The sequence below is a fragment of the Capnocytophaga sp. FDAARGOS_737 genome, assembly GCF_009730375.1.
GTDB classification, from domain to species: domain Bacteria; phylum Bacteroidota; class Bacteroidia; order Flavobacteriales; family Flavobacteriaceae; genus Capnocytophaga; species Capnocytophaga leadbetteri.
Genome location: NZ_CP046316.1, coordinates 2,155,877 through 2,177,801, shown reverse-complemented (window position 1 = coordinate 2,177,801; position 21,925 = coordinate 2,155,877). Strand labels below are relative to the sequence as shown.

At 38.7% G+C, this 21,925-nt stretch carries 7 protein-coding genes; 3 read left to right on the top strand and 4 right to left on the bottom strand.

What is annotated here, in order from left to right; translation table 11 throughout:
* The first annotated feature begins 36 nt into the window (after positions 1-36).
* Positions 37-12,354 (top strand): T9SS type B sorting domain-containing protein, encoded by a 12,318-nt coding sequence (locus tag FOC45_RS09540; protein WP_009389506.1) that lies wholly within the window; start codon positions 37-39, stop codon positions 12,352-12,354.
* Between the two features lie 600 nt (positions 12,355-12,954).
* Positions 12,955-13,674, top strand: a complete 720-nt coding sequence (gene ric / locus FOC45_RS09535; RefSeq protein WP_009389504.1) for an iron-sulfur cluster repair di-iron protein — start codon at positions 12,955-12,957, stop codon at positions 13,672-13,674.
* 242 nt (positions 13,675-13,916) lie between these two features.
* Here ric and FOC45_RS09530 read toward each other — a convergent pair whose 3' ends face one another.
* Positions 13,917-15,080, bottom strand: a complete 1,164-nt coding sequence (locus FOC45_RS09530; RefSeq protein WP_009389502.1) for a class I SAM-dependent RNA methyltransferase — start codon at positions 15,078-15,080, stop codon at positions 13,917-13,919.
* A 63-nt stretch (positions 15,081-15,143) separates the two neighbouring features.
* Between FOC45_RS09530 and FOC45_RS09525 the strand changes: the two genes are divergently transcribed.
* The gene (locus FOC45_RS09525; RefSeq protein ID WP_034540204.1) at positions 15,144-16,370 is read left to right on the top strand and encodes an exonuclease SbcCD subunit D C-terminal domain-containing protein; all 1,227 of its coding nucleotides are present in this window, start codon (positions 15,144-15,146) and stop codon (positions 16,368-16,370) included.
* Positions 16,371-16,864: 494 nt separating this feature from the next.
* On the opposite strand, the gene FOC45_RS09520 is transcribed toward FOC45_RS09525, so the two are convergent.
* Genes FOC45_RS09520 through FOC45_RS09510 form a run of 3 tightly spaced genes read right to left on the bottom strand, consistent with a single transcriptional unit; the run spans position 16,865 to position 21,381 of the window.
* The gene (locus FOC45_RS09520; protein ID WP_009389497.1) at positions 16,865-17,974 is read right to left on the bottom strand and encodes a response regulator; all 1,110 of its coding nucleotides are present in this window, start codon (positions 17,972-17,974) and stop codon (positions 16,865-16,867) included.
* Positions 17,975-17,977: 3 nt separating this feature from the next.
* Entirely contained in the window at positions 17,978-20,110 is a 2,133-nt protein-coding gene (locus tag FOC45_RS09515; protein WP_009389496.1) for an ATP-binding protein, read from the bottom strand.
* Positions 20,107-21,381, bottom strand: a complete 1,275-nt coding sequence (locus tag FOC45_RS09510; protein WP_009389495.1) for a DNA cytosine methyltransferase — start codon at positions 21,379-21,381, stop codon at positions 20,107-20,109. Before FOC45_RS09510 ends, FOC45_RS09515 begins: the two co-directional genes overlap by 4 nt.
* Between the last annotated feature and the right edge of the window lie 544 nt (positions 21,382-21,925).

Sequence of the window (21,925 nt, the reverse complement as noted above, 5' to 3'; positions counted from 1 at the left end):
TGAATATAGTAGTTTCAAGATATAGCACATAGCATTATGAAAAATTTTTTTCTAACAATTCTTTTAGTACTAATAACTATCTTTGGGCTTTCGGCGCAAACGTCCCTAAACCTCAATGGCTTTACCCATACGGTTACGCCAGGGCAATGTCGTGCCGATGCTAAGATAAAAGTAACCCTGCCTCCTACTATAGGGGCGGCAGGCACTAAGCTACAGGTGAAATTAGACAAACCCAATGGAACGAGCGTTACCGAGCCTCTCGAAATAGCAGTGGCTGGCAAAGACTCTCACGAGTTTACGCTACTTACCGCTGGGGTGCACACTATTACACTTATAGAGGTGGCTACTGCCAAAAGCTCTGTGCCTCGTGCCGTTACGGTGGCTTCTACTTATATAGCCCCTACTTTTACGGTTAACACTCAAGGTCCTAATTGTGCTGGTACAGGCAATGATGGTAAGATTACTTTTGCTGTAGCAGCAGGGGTAAGGGGACCTTTGGCGGTAAAAATTACAGGCCCCGATGGCGAGGTGTACAGCCAAACCCATAATGCACCGGCAGCTCCTGCCAAGTTTACCCTTACAGTGCAAGGTACTGATGCTAAGCCTTTGAAAGCAGGGCAAACCTATCAGCTAAGTGTACAAGATTTAGCAGGAGGTACGCCCGACTGTGGCGATACCAGTAGAAGTGCTTTCACTATTCCAGCCTCACAGCTTTCGCTTAGCTGTTTAAATGTGAGAATAAACTATCAAAATAGTGGGGTGAGAATGAATGCTAATTGTAAATTTAGCTTTTCATTCCAAATAGAACGCACTGATGGGGGATCGTTGAGAGATTTTGATGATATCATTAAAGCAGACCCTTATATAGCTGTAGTAAAACGCTATGACAGTGCGGGCGTACTACAGCGTACTTATCCTGTAGGTACCACTTATACAAGTGAATGGTTAGGGCTTAAAGTGTCTTACCCACGTTCGTTTGTGTCGGATTATGATTTTGAAGAAGGTGATATAGCTGAGATACAAATTAATATAGGACCGACCCCTATTAAGCATAAGTTCAAATTTGATAAGAATGTACTTGATTTGATGTTGAACTCTACTAACCCTTCGCAAGCACAGGGTTCGTTTTTGTTTAGAGAAAGAGATGGAGGGCGAATGCTTGAGGCGATTAACCGTTCAGACCTAAACCCAGACCCAGCAGTTCCTTGTCCGCCAGCTAATACTAAGAAGTATCTATATGTAGAGAATTATTTTCGTAGTATATATCTACCCGATGCCGATGACACTACTAAAAAGCTGCTATTTGGCAACTATTTCTGGTATAATGACTTCCAAGGTACTGCTAACTTTTCGCCAACACCTCCTGCTACAGGACCTGCCTATTATTACGAAATATACCGGTACTTAGGTACCGGCTATCCTGGTTGGAATGAGTCTTACACCTCTAATAATATGGACGAAACTGATCCTACCAAGTGGCGGCTTTTAATACCTGGTACCAACTATAATTGGATAAACGCTAACTATGCTGACCTTTCAGGAGGTAACCCTGATGGTTATTATATGGTGAAGTACGTGGCTAAAAAGGCAGACGGAACTATCTCTTGCTACCAACCTAAGCGTATTACTTATATTCAAACTTTACCTAACCAAATAGCTGACCGTTTTAATGGCTTAGAAATTAATAAAGGAGCGTTTAAGGGTACCGTTTCTATACGCAAATGGCTTTCAGGAGCTCATTTTAACTATCCTATTAAGGTAAAAATAGATTACCTTGATGATGGGGCTATGGGCACAACACGCACCTACGATTTTGTTACCTCTCTACCTTTTGAGAGTCTGCGCACGGTTACTTATACTTTCCCTATAGAAAAAGAAGTGTTAAACCCTGAGACCTCTAATGAAATGGGTTTATTTCAGTTTGGTGATATTCCTGCGGGGAACTATCGTCTTACTCTTACTGATAATTGTAATAATACTACTTACAAAGATTTTAACTTTGATACCCCGATGCAGTATGATAAGGATGAGGTGAAAGTAGTAAGAGGTTGTGCTAATACTTCAAAAATATCATACGAATTAGCTGCCCCTGAGAGAGGCTCTATAATGGGGGTAGAATATCGATTGCTAAAGAAAAACAATTCGGGTAATTATATAGTAATAAAATCGAGCAATAAAGCTTCTGATACTTTTAATGATTTGCAAACAGGGGACTATTTGTTTGAAACTCGCGGATATTATTACGCACGTATTAAAACAGGTACTTGGAAAGGGCAAGAGAAAGCTCCTAATGGAGATATGAAATGGACGAATGTTAATGACCCTACTTCTACTGTGAACGGCTATAGTATGATAGACTCTCCTGATTTGCGAGATCTTGCCTACCCTCATCGCGATGGTATCGTAAGTAAGCATACGAGTAGAACCTACCTAACTATCAGTCCTACAGGAGAGTTAGATTTAGAGGTGTTGGGTAGCTCTTGTGGAGCAACTCCTAATTCTGGCTTTGTGGGGATTAATATTAAAAATCCGGAGTATATAGTCTATCCGCTTCAGTTTACCCTTAAAACTACAGGGGGCGCAGTGGCGAAAACTTCGCCTGTTTTCCAAGAAGGGTCTAACGTGTCGAGCTATGTCTTTAAAAATGTGGCTAATGGTAATTATGTAGTAGAGATTTCGCATGCTTGCCGTGTGTATAACGAAGCTGCAAGGGTAGATACAGGTAATTATACCGCTCCTCCTATCACTTATACTATTAATAGTACCAGTCCTTGTAACGGCGATGAAGTGAAACTTACTTTTGGAGGTTCTACCCAGCTATTTTATATAGAGTGGTTTAGAATAGAAAAAGACAATAGCCGTACTTCGTTGGGTATCTCGCAAACAGTTACCGATACTGTAAAACGCAATACCACCTATATAGTAGAGTATAAACTAATAGACTCTTCTCTTTGTGTTACTAATAACTCAGGGGTGTCGTCTGTTACTGTAAACTTTGCTGCCGATAATGTGCCGCCAGTGATTACAGGCTGCCCTACGGGTACTATCACTGTCAATACACAAGCAGGTAAGTGTTATGGTGTAGCTACTTGGGGTACCGTTACTGCTACTGATGACTGCCGTATAGATACGTGGAGCCAGACACACCAGAGCGGTGCTCATTTTGATGTAGGATTACACACTGTTACTTATGTGTTTGTAGATACGGCTGGTAATGCGGCTACTTGTACCTTTAATGTAGAAGTGAAGTCGAAAGCTATTAATATGGAGATGAGTGATGACTTCGTAGATGGTACTAATGGTGTGATAAACCGTCAGTTGGCAAATAGCGAAAGCTTTAACTATCGCATTACTTATCAGAATAAAGGTCAAGAGAATGTTACCTCGGCTACTATGCAGATTACCCTACCGAGCCACCCAGCGCTTACTGTGGGTACGCCTGATTTTTCAGGGGCTGCTTGGAATATCTCTACTAAACCTACTGTTTTAGGACAAACTAGTACGACCCTTACCCTTTCGATACCTATACAAACGCTTAATGCGGGAGGACAAAAGAATACTATTCTTATACCAATGACGCTCAACGGCGATTGCAATGAGATAGGTAAGCCTTGTATGAACTTGCTACACGCTTCTTATTCGTTTACTTACGAAGGAGGGCGCGCGGGTTGTATTATACCTGCACAAACTAGCACAGGCTCTAAAACTATTGAGATTTCTACTCAAGGTTGTAGCCGTACTGAGCTACACTGTGCTGCGGCTACTACCTCTATAACAGCTGTGGCAGGCTTTGACCAGTATATATGGTACCAAGGCACGACCCGCTTAGCTAATCCGTTAAACCATAATTATATAGAGGCTACCGCCACAGGTACTTATCGCGTAGAGAAAATACAGCAATGCAATGGTACTACTTATACTACTACAGAGATTATACAATTAGTAGGTGAAGGAGAGATAGCAGACCCTATCAGGGCTAAGTTTAGCACTGGTGATGTGTGTGCTAGTGACCAAAGTATATGGATGAACCACATCATCTTGTGTAATGAGCCTTCGCGTACTATATCGCTTAACTATCGCAATACTAAGATAGAGTGGCAGCAGCTAAAAGCAGGTAACACGCATATCACGCAGAACTGTCCTGATAAAGATGACAGCAAGTGGCAGACCGTAAGTACTAATAGTTCTTTCACTGTTAGCACTAGTGCTAGTTATCGTTTGCGTATTAGCAATGCTAACAATGATTGTTATAAAGATTTCTACTTTGATGTGTTTAACAACGCTCTTTCAGGGGAAATAGATTATTATAGAAATATATCGAGCTACGAAACAGGGCAGATACGTGTGAAGATGGCTACCTCGGGTATTGCTTATAAATATGTGTTGAAAGACTCTAATGGTGTAGTAGTACCTCAGAACGGTCAGCAATTTGTTACCTCTAACTCGCCAGTAAGAACGTTTACTATCAATAATCCTGATACCTATACTATAGAGGTGACTTCGCCAGCTTTGCCATCAAGCTGTAAGTTCACCATCAGTCAGAAGATTACGAAAGAAGTAACGCTTAAGCCTAAAGCTACGGCTAAAGCGTGGAAGGGCTGTAACCTACGTGTGATAAACTTCCAAGCAGAAGGAGGTCAAGGGCCTTATAGCTTTGCTATCTGGAGTATAGATGGTGTGGTACAGAATAATTATCAAAACTATTCTGATATACAACCTTCGCACTATATCACAACCTCAGTGCCAAGTGGTAACACAGGTTTAGATGTTAATACATCTATCACACAACCAGGTAGATATATATTTGTAGCTAAAGATGCACAAAATGCGTATGCACTTACTCCAGAGATAGATATATATCCGGAAAGTTTCCTTGGCTATTCTATCAAAACACGTAATATAGTGTGCGGCTCATTAGCTAATTCAGGGCAAATATCTATTACTTATAACACCCAACAGAATGTAATTTCTTACTTATATAAATATGATGATTTAGGAGGAGAAACACTTGTTTCTTCAAATACTACAGGGTATTTTTATAACTTAACAGCTGCAAAGTATAAATTAGAAATAAGAATTCAGCTGTCAAGCAATGTAACTTGTGTATATAACAACCCTAATATTGAGATTAAGAATGAAGTTACTACCCTACGCGCTTATGCAGGGGTTGCTGAAGATATATCGTGCGATACCAATTCGCCTACTAAGCAGTACAAGGTAATTGTTAATAACGTGTCGGGTGGTACCGGTACAGGCTATGAGTACAGTGTTAATAATGTGAACTACAGCACTAATAATGTGCTGATGGTAGGCTCGACTGCCTCAGTGGTATATGTACGCGACAGCAATAAGTGTACCCTTGAAATACCTATAAAGATAACGCCTATAGTACCCGCTACCGTTACTAGCACTGCTGTAACTTATGACTGCGAGGGTAAAGGTACTTTCACTATTACTACTAATCCTACAGGTGGAGTATACCAATACCAACTCACCAAATCGGATGGTACTATCAGCGAAACGCGTACCTCTAATGTATTTACCTTATCGCCAGGAGTTTATAGCGTATATGCTATTTATACACCTGCTAATGTGACAGGTACTACTCCTAATATCTTGTTTAAGGAAGACTTTGGCACAGGATTAGATACTTGTAATACTGATAATATCTTTATCGTATGTAACTCTAATGGTACTTCGTTAGAAAGTAATCAGTATATGATTACCCGCCAAGTGCCTGGTAAGACTAATTGGGTAAGTCCGACGCCAACAGATGCCTCTGCGGTAACTGATGGTAGATACTTGGCTATCAATGGTGGCTCTACTAATCGTACTAGCGATGAGGGGGTAGTGTACAGACGTATTATTAAGGATGTGGTAGTAGGACAAGAGCTTAATGTAACAATGAATCTCTTTAACCTATTGCCAAGTAACTATATAGGTGAAAACAATCCTAACTTAGTGGTACGTCTCTATAACCCTGGTAACCGTGCTATATATGAAGAAAAAGCCTTAGGCGAACTACAGCGTACTGGAGCTTGGGTGAATAAGAAAATAACCTTTGCAGCTTCGCAAATCAATTATAACTCAGTAGAGTTTGAGCTTCGCAATATTGCTAATGCTAACTACTTAGCTGTAGATGATATTGCTCTATCGCAACCTACTAAGTTATGCTCAATACGCACTGAAGGAGTGTCAGTAAATGTTGAAGGAAACCGCCAATTTAGCGTCAGAGGTACTGCCTATGATGAGAAATGTGGTACCGGTGATGGCTCTATGTATTTAATGGTGAATAATGCTGGTGGCAACACTATAGAATACCAGCTGCAAGGCACTACTACTTGGACGGCCGTTACCCTATTGGCTACTACAGCTACTCAAGGGGTTGCTACCATTACTAACCTATCGGCAGTTACTAACGGGGCTATGTATTTTAGAAAAACAAACGACCCTGACTGTAGAGCAGATATTACTTATACTATTAAGAAACCAGTACCGCTAACTGTTACAGCTACTATTGAGGCGCCAGTAACTTGTCTTAATACCTTTGCTTCTGTACATTTAACTGGAGACGGAGGGGCTAAGCCTTACCGCACTTTCCGTGCTATACCGTTACTTGGTGGTACTACCGCTACTCAGCCAGCAGTTAATAATGAGGCTGACTTTAACCTAAGTGTGGGCAACTATCGTATAGAGGTAGAAGACGCTAACGGCTGTGTGGGCTCAGCTACCTTAGAGGTTACTAATGCTAAGCCACTTAAGATAGAAGTAATTGATTTAGACCCTTGTTTCTCAGGAGGCTCTAACGGAAGTATACAAGTAAACGTACTCAGCGGTAATGGTGAGTATCAGTTTAGTAAAGATGGTGGTGCTAATTATGAAAGCAGTTCTACTGCTGGCGGCACTACTATGATATATAATAATTTAACTGCAGGTACCTATAATATATGGGTACGTGATGGCGGCTCGTGCGTTACTAGTACAACTTATACAATTGATAACCCGCTCAGAATGCAAACCGTTAAAACTATAGCTTTAGGCTGTGCAGCCAATAGCGAGGCGGTGTTTAGCATTACTTATACAGGTGGTAAAGCCGGTACACGCGAGTTCTTGTGGAGCAATTCGCCTACCACTAACTTTAGTGTGGCTATCCCTACAGGTATGAGCTTAGTTAAATCGGGCAACGAATACGTATTCAAAACTCGTGTAGAAGGCGATTACTACTTCAAAGTACGTTATCAAATGGATAACGGCGACTATTGCGAGGTAGTATCACCTAAACAAGAAGTGAAGAGGGAAATACCACGCTTCGTTGTTACACCTACTGTCGAGCCAGTAAACTGTGCAGGTGTTAATTCTGGTAAGATACGTATCAATAGCAGCGATATAGCAGGTGGTACACCACCATATACACTCTTGTTTAACAACGGACTTACTCTTAGTCAACTTTCTGTAATCTCTGATATCACGGGCTTAGCAGCAGGTACTTATACTATTACTATAAAAGATAGTGCTAGCTGCGAGTCTGTGCCAGTGGGATTAACAATTACTCAAGTGCCTGCAATGGTAGCAACCATTACCCATACTAGCTTGAAATGTACAGGTTCTAATATTGTACAGAAATCTAAGATTACCGCTTTGGTAAGCTCAGGGGGTACCGCTCCGTTTACAGTTACCGTGTTTAAGAACGGAGTTAGTGTAGAGGTACGTACAGGTGTGCTTACCGATACCAATGTAGAATTTGATAATATGGACATTGGTAGATACCGAGTGGTGATAGAAGACAGCAAGTCTTGTAAGTATACCCAAGAGTTTGATATCAACTCTGAAGCCAACGGTCTAGATGTACGCCCTGTAGGTACTCCAGGTTGTGCAGGCAACTCTGGTGGACTAGCAGTATCAGTATACGATAAGTTAGGCTCTGGTATAGGGGCAGAACAATATATAGCTGTATACCAAGATGGTATGTCGATGCCTATCAATCCATACTTGCCAAGCCATACTTATACTAATACAGTAAGTGGTACTACTATCGTTACAACTTGGTATAGAATGGGTGATTTGGCTACTACTACCTTATCTGATGGTTATTCTATAGTACAAGCCGCTACTTATACCTTTACAGGAGGACCTAATGGAATGATACCAGGTGTGAAATATACCTTTGTAGTATATGATAAGTCTACAGGCTGTTCATTTACTAAAGAAGCTAAAATACCTGTGCCTACTCAGTCTCCGCTAAAAACTTCAGTGAATGGTACCAAACCTACTACTTGCTACGATGCTAATGATGGTAAGGTATTCATTAACTTGAAAGATTGGCCTGGTACAAGTGTTAATTATGCGGTGTACAAATACCCACCTACACACCCATTGCTTACAGAACCTACTGATGTAACAGGAAGTAATCATCCTGTATGGGGTTTGAAAACACTTACAGGTACAGCCTCAATAGGTGAAGATATTACCATAGAGGGTATCCCTCCAGGGCGTTACTTTGTATTGTTTACTGATGCGGGCTTGGGTTGTACCCAAGGTACTGAAGAGTTTACCATAGGTAGGTCTACCTCTCAGCTTACGGCTTCAGTTACAGTAGCTAAAAAAGCTACCTGCCAACAACCTCAAGATATAGGTAAAGGTAAGATAGTAGTGGACGCACAAGGTGGTCAGGCACCTTATCAGTATTACTATGAGTCTATTACCACTCCATTGGCACCAGTACTTTCAGGTACAGCCTTAGACAATGCCTTTATTGTCAATCAACATAGCACTTCACGTGATGTAGTTTCTGGCTACTATCGTGTATATATCCGCGATAATGCTGAATGTACTACTAGTACAGTAGTATATGTAGGCTTAGATGATAGTCCAAGTATAGCATCAGTTGATGTACAAGATGCTTGTAGCGAAAATGTTGATTACCCTATCAATGTAGTGTTTACTACCAAAGGAGTAGGGCAACACCAATACAAGATAGACGGTATCAATAACTGGCAAAACCTAACAGTACCTACAGCTCCTGCCGATAAACAAGTGCTCTTGCCAGTGCGATTAGCTCCTAATGTAGCTTCATATACTCTTTCTATACGCGATGCTAATGGTTGCGAGACCAGCACTACCTTTAAGGTGAACGAGATGATAAAGTTTGAAGCTGAACATACTTCATTAGTACCTTGTGGCTCAGGAGTTGCTACCATCACTGTTAAGAATATAACAGGAGGTTCAGGTACTTATCGTGTAGGTTTATATCGTATCTCAGGAGCAGGTACCGCTACAGAACGTGCCGTTCCACTTATCACTGCCAACAATATAGGTAGTGCTACTACCTATGTGATAGACGGAGCAACTTATGCTCTTACAGCAGGTAGCTACCGTATCAATGTGTATGACGATGCTCTCTTTGGTACAGCTGCTGAGTGTGCTAAAACCTTAGACTTCAGTATAGTAAAACCAGAGTTACCTAAAATAGAAGTAATGTCTATTTCTACTCCAGCTTGCTATGGTGATCAGGCCACTATTAGGGTGAAAGTTACCCCAGTAGCCGAAGGTCCTTATGTGTTTAGTATTACTGATACTAATGGCTTGCCAGTAGCTACGGCTTCTATAACGCCTAATAACAATTATGCTACTATCTCTGGTGTACCTTCAGGGCCTATTACCTTAGGAGGCAAAGGCTATATCATCTATGCCGAGTCAGTACGTAGCTGTACCGTAAGTACAGTAGCTACAGCTACATCTCCTGATGTAGTAAGCGTAACTGCAGGAGCTCTCACTAAGAAAGATTACGAGTGCGAGCGCGATGAATACGGATACTTAACAGGCGAATCAGCTTATCCAAAACTAACATTCAATCTCGGTGCTGTAACAGGAGGTACTACTCCTTACACAAGAGTTGAATTCCGCGAGGTTGCTACTAATCGTTTGGTAAATCAGCAGACTGTAGAAGACAATGTTACCGACTATACGTATACATTGCCTAACTACCTCACTGCCGATACCGATTATTATGTACAAGTATACGATAGCAATGGTTGCTCAGCTACTAGTACGAGGGCTACTATCTCATCTACTCTAATAATGAGTGCCCTAACAGTTAGTCAAACTCAAGTGCTTACTTGTGCTAATGGTACAGAACTTATCGATATAACCTTAAGCACAACTACAGTTTATAATAATGAGCTAATAACTTATACTATTACTAAGATAGGCGAACCAGCTGCTTTCTTTACCAGAACAGCTACCGCATTGACTCTTAGTGGGGTAGTATCTATTACCGAGGCTGGTTATTATGTGGTAACAGCTAAGAACGAGTCTACAGGTTGCGAAATAAGTACCAACTATACAGTGCTTGACCCTCGTACCCTATTGTTAGAAGCTAAAGATATTGAGCGCATACAATGTAAAGGTGGCTCAGGAAAAGTAACCTTTGAACTTACTGATAGCCGACTCTCTGACGGCGACCAAGTAGCTAATGGTTTCAACTATGTCATTTACGATATGACTACCAATAGTGCTGTCTCTAGTGGTACTACTAACGGTACACTTACCCCTGGAAAAATAGCTAATATATCATTGTCAGCTGGTAAATACCGTGTAGAAGCTACCTCACTTATCACAGGCTGCTCAGCTAACACTACTTTCGAATTGATAGAGGCTGAAAACCCAATTACAGTCTTCTCTCAAGAAACAGCAAGTGTTACTTGTTCAAATGACCGTGCCGAAATAATGGTAACCGTATCCGGAGGTTGGGCACCTTATACAGTCAACATCAGTGGTGGTTCTATCACCGGTCAAGATACTATCAATTTAGAAGGCGATAGCGTATTGTTTAAGAACTTAGCTTCTACTGGCACTCCAGGAGGGGTGGTTACCTATACTATCACTATCACCGATGCGTGGGGCTGTCCTACTGCTTCTGGTACTACCGAGGTGGCCATATTGCATCCTGACCAAATAACAGGTACAATTACGGTTACTCAGCACGCTACTTGCTTCGGAAGTACTGATGGTATTATTGAGGCTATTACTAGTACTATACGCGGAGGTTCTGGCAGGTATTATTACTCGCTTATTGATAATAACTATGCAACAAAAGGTCCTCAATACGATAATGCTAAGTTCGAAGACCTTACACCAGGTATGTATACCTTTGAAATAATGGATACTTGGGGTTGTGTACTTCGCAAAGAGCAAATAGAAGTGATAGAGCCTAAACCTATCACTGTATCAGTAACTTCGGCAAACTTACAAGTATGTTATGGTGAAACTACAGGTGGTATGCTTTTCTATGTACAAGGCGGTCGCCCTCCTTATAACGTAAAAGTAGTTGATAAGTTTACCAATATCATTTATCATAATGAGTCAGGGGTTTATACTAGCACTCCAGTATCAGTGGGCAATCTACCAGCAGCCGATTATAGCATAGAGATAACCGATGCCGGACAAGGTAACGGTGGCTACTGTACAATGTCGCCTACTTACGATTTCAAGGTGATTTCTGCTCCTGATATGGAAGCCGAAATAAAACAAGGCTACAATTGCGATAATAACGAGTTTACTACGTGGATAGAAGTCAGATTTAAAGATGATGTCAACTTTAATAATATGACTTATCTGATTTACAACGGAGTTACTACTCCTACAGTACCACTGACATTCTCTCGTAATAACGGTTATAACGTTGGTTATATCGACCAAACGCGTTTTGATAGAAGTATAGCTACCCAAACTATTCAGTTCTTCTATACTTCAGTACACTCGCTTACTGGGCAGGTGAATAGCTGTTCTCATACTCTTTCAAAACCGATAAGCATCGAAGAGATTTACCAAATCTCTAATATCGTCAAAACACCTACTACTGTAGTCAATACGCTACAAGTAGAGGCAGTAGGAGGTAAGAAACCGTATAAGTACGAGTTCAATGGTCAATTCTATGACGAAAACAACTTATACGAACTCAAACGTACTGACCCTGACTATACCGACCCTGTTAGCGGTAAGGTGTATAAGATAGTCAATGTAGTAGCTTACGACTCATCAGGCCTCAACGGATGTACCGTCTCTAAGACATTCTACGAAGAGTATTTTGATGTGTTCATCCCTAACTACTTCACTCCTAATGGCGATGGTACTTACGACACTTGGTCACCGCGCAACATAGAGAAGTATCCGTTTATCAAAACGAGCATCTATGACCGCTACGGACGCCGTCTCAAAGTAATACGCTATGGCGAAGAATGGGACGGTAAGTATGAAAGTAGAGATATGCCAGCAGGCGATTACTGGTATATAGTCGAACTCAGCGATGAAGACGACAACAGAACTTTCAAAGGAAACTTCACACTTTATCGTTAGAAAAATGATTTGATACTATAAAAAGGGCTACCCTCGCGGTAGTCCTTTTTTGTTTTACGCTGCAAAATTCTTCCTTTTTTGTGGGCGGTGCAAATACTTGTCTCATCGTGTTACAACCTTGTCAAATAAGCAGCCTATTAATGAAAAAAGAGGCACCTAATCCCTTAGGTAACCTCTTTTTGAATTTAATAATAAAAAAGAAAACTTAAAAATAAAAATTATGAAAAAAACTTTTTGTTTATGCTTTGGTTTTCACTTGGTTTCTTGGTTTATGAAAAAGTCGCTATCATTTTTTAACGATGCAAAGATACACCAAAAATATTAACTACCAAAATTTTTATTAAAAAAATCTAAAAAATTATTATCGTTATCTAAAAATACCTCTATTTGTTGATGATAATAATGTATCTTTACCCGATTTATTATGATTTTTATATTTTAAAAAGCTCTTTTTAAGACAGAAAACCCAAATAAACTGTTAAAATATTACTAAAACAGAAAAGTGTGTTAAAATTTGTTTTTCCCTTAAAAAAGACATCAAACACTTTTATATTTCTATATCTTATCGTATCTTTGCACCCAAAATAAAAAGTATTTATTATGAGTTTAACTGATAAAACTATCGGACAAATAGTAGCTGACGACTTCCGTACAGCTGCCATATTCAAAAAACACGGTATTGACTTTTGCTGCAAAGGCGGTCGTACCATCGAAGAGGCGTGCGATAAAAAGGGCGTAGCTCCTAGTGCGCTTATCAATGAATTAGAGTCACTTCCTAAGGGAAATAGCAACGAGGTAGATGTACGCGATTGGCCGCTCGACCTGTTGGCTAATTATATCGTGCGTATTCACCACCAATACGTACGCGATAAAACCTCTATGCTTTTGCAATTCCTCGATAAGCTATGCCGCGTACACGGCGACCGTCACCCAGAGCTTTTTGAAATCAACCGTATTTTCAACGAAAGTGCTCGCGATTTAGCTTCTCACTTCCAAAAAGAAGAAAACGTACTTTTCCCTTTCATCGAGAGTTTAGTAAAAGCGCAACAGTCAGGCGAGCCTTTGGGCGAAATCCACTTTGGTACAGTCGAAAACCCTATCGCTATGATGATGCACGAACACAGTGTTGAAGGCGACCGTTTCGAGGAAATCGTTAAGCTAACCAATGGCTACACTCCACCAGCCGATGCTTGCAACACTTATAAGGTAACCTATGCTATGCTACAAGAGTTCGAAAACGACCTCAATCGCCACATTCACTTAGAGAATAATATCCTATTCCCTAAAGCAATCGCCTTAGAAAAACAATTACGAGGTTAATTTAATAATTAACTAACTAACGTAAGTTCTAAAGTATATTATACTATTCTAAAGCTCGTGTATATTGACCGTCACATCTCCCCCTTTGAAGGAAGTCCGCGAGCTGGCGCAGCGGAGTATGTGTATAGGGGGGATGTTTATAGTTATAAATTTTAAGGTATAACTAAAACTACATAACCCAAAAAAAGCTGTTCAGCACCTAGCTGAACAGCTTTTTTTATGTAAAGATTTACAATTCGATATTAATCCTGAGAATATTTTGCTTTCTTACTACCCTCATACATCTTATACTGCACCAATCGACTCTCCAATTTTCCGTTAAAAAGCTTTATCTTGCGGGTAGGGCGCAATCCCACGTATTTCAGTCCCTCTAAGTTCGCAGTTATAAACCACGCTTCACTTTGCGGGTAGCGGTGCTTCAGCGTGCTGCCTATCGAGCCGTATAGCTGCTCCGTATCGCTTACTAATCGCTCGTTATAAGGCGGATTAAACACTATGTGCAGAGGTTTGTCCTTATCCTCTTTTTCAGTGCCAAAAAAGTCCCGTTGATATATTTTTATGTAGTCAGATAGATTCGCGTTTCTAAGGTTGTCTTTTGCTTTAGCTACTGCCGATGGCGCTTTGTCATAGCCTGTTATTTGGTAGTTAAATTCTCGTATTTTCTTAATACAACTGCTGAAGATTACGTTAAATAGATTTTCGTCATAATCTGACCAGCGTTCAAAAGCGAACTCTTTTCGGTGTATATTAGCCGGTATATTGCAGGCAATCATCGCAGCTTCTATCAAGAAGGTGCCGCTGCCGCACATAGGGTCTAAAAAGTCGCTTTGCCCTTCCCAGCCGCTTAGCAGCAAGATGCCCGCTGCCAATACTTCATTGATGGGCGCAAGGTTGGTAGCAGTGCGGTAGCCACGTTGGTGCAATGACTCTCCCGAACTGTCAAGCGATACAATCACCTCATTGCGCTGCACGTGTATGTGTATAGCCACATCAGGGTGCTGTACATCCACATTGGGGCGCTTACCTGTAGCATCGCGAAAAGCATCTACGATAGCGTCTTTAGCCCTTAGGGCTACGAACTGCGAGTGACTGAAAAGTTCTGTCTGTAGCGTCGCCGTCACGGCAAAAGTCTGCGTTACCCCTAGGTACTGCTGCCAGTTAAATTGGTAGAGTTTCTGGTAGTATTCCTTCTCGCTGCGTATGTAAAACGAAGCGATAGGTTTCAAAATTTTAAGGGCGGTACGCAAGCATAGGTTAGCCTTATACATAAAACCCTTGTCACCTTCAAATTGCACACTGCGCACTCCTTTGGTTACGTGCATCGCACCCAGATTGCGCAATTCAGTAGCCAAAATATCTTCAAAACCAAAGAAAGTTTTAGCTACCATCTTGTAATTTTTTTCCATAGATTTAAAATTATTGGCAAATATAAGCTATTTTTGCAATGTGAGAAAAAAAATAAGCAAAAAATGAACTTTCTACATACCGCCGATTGGCATTTAGGGCAGACGTTTTACCAGTACGACCGTTATCAAGAGCACCAACATTTCTTAGAGTGGCTCTTGCAAACTATTGAAAAACAATCTACTGATGTGCTGCTTATCAGTGGCGATGTCTTCGATACAGCCAACCCTTCCGTGGCGGCTACTAAGCAGTTTTACCACTTCCTTCATCAGGCTACCGAGCGTTTCCCTGCGCTTCAGATTGTGGCTATTGCGGGCAATCACGATTCTCCTGTACGGCTTGAAATGCCCGCCCCTCTATTAGAAAATACCCATATCCATCTGGTGGGCTACGTTAGGCGTACCGCTGATAAGCAAATAGATTATAACCGACTAATCCTGCCGCTTTTTAGTGGTGAAGAGGTTGCGGCCTATCTTCTGGCAGTGCCTTTCCTCCGTCTGGGCGATTACCCTAAAAACGAAGAAACCCCTGCTGATTATGCGCAAGGGGTAGCGGCTTTTTATACCGAAATTACCCGCCAAGCAGTCGCCATAGCACAAGGCAAACCGCTTATCGCTATGGGACATTTGCACGCTTCAGGAGCTGAAATCAATGATGACGACACTGCCGAGCGTCCTATCATTGGCGGCATAGAAAGCATCAGTACGGCCAACTTCCCTGACGCACTGCAATATGTAGCTTTGGGGCATATCCACAAGGCGCAGGCGCTGGGCGGTACTACCCATATCAGATATGCCGGCAGTCCTATACCGCTTTCGTTTGCTGAAAAACATTATGAGCATCAAGTGATTGCTTTTTCTTTGGAAGAAGGAAAAGTGCAGCATATCGAGTCCCTACCTATACCGCTGCACACACCTCTGCTTAGCATTCCCGACACCTATTTGCCTGCGGAAGAGGTACTCAATGCCCTTATGGAGCTACCCGATACGGCTCCAACCGATAATACACCTTATCTCGAAGTGAAAGTATTGTTAAATGAACCCGCACCCGAACTCAAGAGCAGTATTTTCAGAGCGATAGCCCATAAGCAAGTGCGTTTAGCTCGCATTGATGTCCGTTATCTTCACGCGACGGCTGCTTCTGCTGACGCCCTTCAGAGCGAACTCACCCTCCGCGATTTACAGCCCGTAGAGGTATTGGAGAGGGTTTATCAAAACAAATACCACGAAGACCTACCCGCTACCTACCGCACCCTCTTTGAAGAAGCCCTACATTCAATTGATAATTCATAATTACAGCCTAATGTGGGGCTAATTTTGATATAGTAGTCAAATCAAGAAACATCTGCCGAATATCTTCTTGTTCGTCTTTTTCTGTCAGAAACTCAAAACCTAATTTTCTCCAAAAAAATATGTGGAGAGGGCATAGGTAAGTACGTGTGTTGGTACGTACGAACGTACTAACGCTACAACGTTGTAACGTTAGAACATTCTAACTCTTTAAAATCAACAAGTTAATAAAATAAAAGACACTTAAAATACAATATTTTATAGCATAAAACAAAAACCTTGTTTTTAGGTCAAAAATGTCCTTTAAAGTGTGTAGATGGGTGCGCTGTGGCGCAGTTTGTGGGCTAACCTAAATATAGCCCAAAGGGCTATGTTTTACATCACCAGATGGTAGCAAGTTGTGTTTTGAGCAGCTGAAAACCTTTTAAGCAGCTCAAAACTACTTGTGGGCAAGGGAACGCAGAATGTAGCACTCCGAAGTTGTGGAGGCATCTATATTATAGATTACTAAGAATATAATCAGTATCTATATCAGGAAAACCAATACGATTATAATAGCGAATAAAACTTGCTACCATTGACTCTGCAAATGGGCTATCTAATTTAGCAATCCTTTCATACTTTTCTGGATTGCTTAAATCCTCATAGCTGACCATTTCTTTATTCTGAAAATCAATAACTCTATTTTCTTCTATAAAAGGAGTTTTGGGGAGAAAGAAATATCGATCACTTTTACTTGAATTTATAAGTTTTCTAAGTTCATTTTCATTGGATTTGGATGCTTTTTCTTTTATATATTTTTTACATTCATCAGTTGCATTAAGTAATGAGGCTTCTACTAATAAAATTCTTTCAGCTTTCCTTTTCCTACTTGAAGTCTCTATAAAGTCACAGCTTGGGGTAAGAATGACAAAAAACTCATTGTTTTCTTTAGATTTTATAATCTCTCCGCATTCAAATTCTTGATTAGTATCTGTTGGATAGATATAAAATTGCATTGGGTGTGCTTTTTCGCTTGTTAGTGTATTATCACCAAGTATTTCAGCTATTTTTTCTTTAGAAAGAGAGTGTCCAAACTTACGCAACATTAAGTATCCTAATGAAAAATCTTCCTCATCTGCACGAAAAATATTTTTCCTTTCGTGAATTATATTCCAAAAATATTCTTTAAGTTCTTTTTCTAAATGATTATGTATTTTTTCTCTAATAAATGGTAAATTTGATTTTACTAAACGCTCAATTTCTTTTTTTAGATTTTCTATACCTTCTCCCTCTGCTTTTGTTACTACACCCACCATCTGAGATCTTAAATGCTTTACATTTTTTGTATTGCCTGAATAAAAAACAATAGGTATGAAACGCTCTTTTTGGATTGTTTCTAGAATTTTTTCACCTTCTTCATTGTTATCATCAGGTTTTCCTCTATAAATATCTAATATCACAATATGATAATCATTTTTAGTAATCTCATCAATAGCATTTTCAAAGCTATCTATTACCTTAAATTCTATTTTTTTTTGAAAAATAGGTTTACTAAACACCTTCTTTAGTATATCATGTTGTTCTTCTTCATCCTCTACGGATAATATTCTTAATGTATTATTCATATTCTATTTTTTAAACATTATTTTAAAAGTTGCACCTTCTAAGGGACCGTTATCAATTAGCATCAATTTTCCTTTATATTCTGACACTAATTCCCCCACTATTGTTAGTCCTAAACCTACTCCATCAGGTTTAGTACTAAAATAAGGTTTAAAGATACTTTGTTCTGTCCCTTCTTTTATACCCGGACCATTATCGCTAAAAATAATATCAATACTTTCTGAAGAATCAGATACTTCTACTTCAATTTTTCTTGCTTTATCACTGTTTGCAAGCCAATATATTGAATTCTGAATTAGATTCATGAAAATAATTCCGAAATCAGCTTTATCTATTTTCATTGTATGATTACTTTCAGAAATACTGTATTGAATTTTCAAGTTAGATATTTCTCTGCTATATAATAAAAACTGGTCTCTTATAAGTTCTTCTATAACTATATTTGTGATCTTTCCTCTTCTTTTTCCTCCAAAAGGTTCTATTCTTTCAAATAATTTTGAAAAATCTTTACGTGTTTTCTGAATTTTGTTTGTATTATCTTCTATTTCAGACTTATTTAATAGTTCTTCTTTTAGTTCTTCTAGAATTAAATAACAACGTCCATCTATTTTTGAAAGATAACCTCTACCATCGTGTATAATAGTGTCAATTAGCTGTCCTAATATAGACAAACGCCTATATCTTGATATAATTTCTTGAGCATTTGTAATAACTTTCTCTAACTCTATATTTTTTTGTTCTAAGTTTTTTATAAGCTCTTCTTGTTCTGGCACTTTTTCTTTTGCCGTTTTTATTATTGTATCTAATGATGCTTTTTCAAATAAATTTTTATCTGTATTGGGGTCGGATGTTTGAAATCTTTCCCTTTCTTGATATCTTCGTTGCTCTACTTCATTTAATATTAATTTGATATACTCTTTTAAATCATCAAATGCTTCTCCTTCAACAATTCCTTCTCTATTACTCTGATCTTTTAGTAAAGGATTTTCTTCTGTACTGATAAGTATATATCCTACAATTTGATTATTACTTAAACGTAAGGTAGGATTATTAACTCGGCGGATATCTAATCGTACCCAATCATTATTAGGAGTTCCGTAAGGTAAAACTCTGAAGCCATCTCTATAAATACTAATTCCTGATTGCTCATCTAATATTTTCTTCACTTCTCCATATTTAAAATCAACTTCTCTTCCTAAATTTCTTAAATTATCTCTATCCCTATTCCATACTCTAAATTCAAAAGAAAATTCACCCATGATAGGAACTTTTAACATACTACTTTGAATAAACTTATTTGTTTCTATGAGTAATTGTTCTTCCTTCCCTTTTTCTTTACTAAAGTAAATAAAATCCTTTGGATATCCTTCCTTTGTTATACTCCCTTTTATGTAGTAATTAGGCTTATTTAAAAGTTCTGTTCTTTCTATGATACCGTTAAGATTAACATCTTTATTTAATTCATCAGGTATAGCGATCTCTATTAAAAAATCTTCTACTGGTACTATTGGGTTTAATAATCGAGAGAGTTCTGTGCGTAATGTCCTTATTTTTTCAGTATCCCAATCGGTATTTAAGTTTTTTAATCTAAGGAGGGTACCACTATTTTCTTTTTTAAATTCTTGTGGTTCTCTCTCTTCCCAATGTATATGTATGTTCTCTAAGTAATCATCTTTATCAAAATCTTCCCAATTAAAAGTAACCACAAGTTCTTTTCCTTCTTTTTGCTTTGTTATCAGTTCTAATCTTGATGCCAATTTTGCAGAAGCAAAGCGACCTATGCCTTTTTCTCCTGTGAATTTTCTGTTTTTGTTAGTGTTTTTTTTCTTAAAATCTGTAGCGGGTTCCATCCAAGCAGATTTAACAGTTTCAAAGCTCATTCCTGAGCCCTGATCGTATATTTCTATAGAGGCTCCTTCCTTACTTAAGTAATTTTGAATAATTCTTCCCTGTTTTTTTTGCTTCACATTTCCCAAAAAAGTAATAGTTACTATTGGAGAGTTAGCATCATAGCTGTTTTTAACCAACTCAACAACAGCAACATTATCACTACTGATAAGTTCTTCCCCTATAGTTTTAATTAACCGAGCTTTAGGACGAAAAATAAAGTCTCCTTTTTTATTTGTATTTTCAATCATAACAACATTTCTTTTATCTTTTGAGCTATTTTTTTTGCTAAAATTACAGGTACAGCATTCCCTATTTGCTTAAAAGCAGCTGTTCTACTTCCTTCAAAATAAAAATCATCGGGAAATGATTGTAAGCGTGCAGCTTCCCTTAGAGTAATAGAACGGACATTTTCAATTGTAGGATTCAAGGTTGGATAGATAAAGTAATGCCCATCCATAGCGATATGAGCTACAACTGTGTGAGAGTATCCATAAGGATCCACTACTTGGAAACGGTTGAGAAAAGATTCTTTATTCTTATGCTTTTGTAAGTGAGGGGGTAGTTCTATATAGTTTATTCTTCTTCTTTCATTGAGCCATAGTTCTACTGCTCTTCGATATATTTCTCTATCATTTTCATTATTGGGACGTGCTATGTGTTGTGTAGTAAAATCAAAATCGTTTGTTCTAATACCAGATTCTTCCAAATATTTCATTTTTGAAAGAGGTTGAGTATACTTAATAGGAGAGCAAAGCTCTCCTTCACCGTGCTTGCGAAGAGGCAGATCAATGAATAAATCCTTCAAAACCTCATACTTATTTACTTCCTTTGTTAAATAGGGATATTTATAAGGCGATCCCTTCTTCCATCCCACAATAATTACCCTTTGTCTATTTTGAAGCACCCCATATTCAGATGCTAACTGTATATGGTCTTCCATTATATATCCTGCTTCATCAATTAATTTCTTTAGGTCTTGAAATGGAGCTCCATTTTTTGCTGTTCTAATACCTAAAACATTTTCAAAAACAAACATTTCAGGTTGATATTTCTCTATGAATTTTACGTAGTACTTATATAAATCATTACGAGGGTCACTTTCAACGGCTTTACCTAATCGAGCTCTTCCTGCAATAGAATAAGCTTGACAAGGAGGACCTCCTATTATAAGATCAATTTTTTTGTCTTTTATCAAAGAGTCTACTTGTTTAAATAAATTTAAAATTGTATTTTCTCCTATTTCAGATTGGATAACACTATTAATAACCTCTTCAGGAACTTGTGCCCAGAGCTTACTTCCATCTTCTTTTTCTTGTTTTTTATATAGATATTCCTTATATTTATGTAATTGGTTATTAGCTTTCAACCAATGGAAAGCTGCTCGAGTTTTAAGGGTGTCACAAGCGTGTCTGTCCATTTCTATATGTGCTATAGGGATGTACCCTGCCTGAACAAAGCCTTCTGACAGCCCTCCTGCTCCTGCAAACAAATCTATAAAATTTAAACTATGGTTTTCCATATAAAGTAGAAACAAAATATTAGGCTACAAAATTACATTTATTTTTTTATATAAACAGTTTAATCATTCAAAAAATGTAGGTCAAACAGAAGATACCTTCATAACTAACTAATTTTCAAATAGATATAAGGTAAAAACTCCATATTCATAAGCTCTAATAACTAACTGATAATCAATTTATTATGGGATTTCATATGTTTAACCTACAAAAAATGAGTGTCAAAAATTTACTTGCATTAAAATACTATCAAAAATTTTCTATTAAAAAAATAATCGTACCTTTACGTCGTGAGTTAAAAACACAATAAAAATAAGGCAAAGAGAGGAATTAAGTTCCGTAACTAAATCGTTACCTATCAGCTTTTTAATAGTGCTTAGGAATTTTAATATGAGGAAGTTAGGGAAATTAGTTGTATCTTTGCCCCAGAAGTTACTGAGAAAATAGGTATAATCAAATGAAATAAGAGCTATTACTAAATCATTACCTAATATTCTTGTAATTCCTGTATCTTCTTTATTTAAAATAGATTATATAAGTAGTTTC

Coding starts and splice junctions, on each gene's coding strand:
- ric (WP_009389504.1), top strand. CDS start 12,955: ATGAGTTTAACTGATAAAACTATCGGACAAATAGTAGCTGACGACTTC.
- FOC45_RS09510 (WP_009389495.1), bottom strand. CDS start 21,381: ATGGAAAACCATAGTTTAAATTTTATAGATTTGTTTGCAGGAGCAGGA.
- FOC45_RS09520 (WP_009389497.1), bottom strand. CDS start 17,974: ATGAATAATACATTAAGAATATTATCCGTAGAGGATGAAGAAGAACAA.
- FOC45_RS09515 (WP_009389496.1), bottom strand. CDS start 20,110: ATGATTGAAAATACAAATAAAAAAGGAGACTTTATTTTTCGTCCTAAA.
- FOC45_RS09540 (WP_009389506.1), top strand. CDS start 37: ATGAAAAATTTTTTTCTAACAATTCTTTTAGTACTAATAACTATCTTT.
- FOC45_RS09525 (WP_034540204.1), top strand. CDS start 15,144: ATGAACTTTCTACATACCGCCGATTGGCATTTAGGGCAGACGTTTTAC.
- FOC45_RS09530 (WP_009389502.1), bottom strand. CDS start 15,080: ATGGAAAAAAATTACAAGATGGTAGCTAAAACTTTCTTTGGTTTTGAA.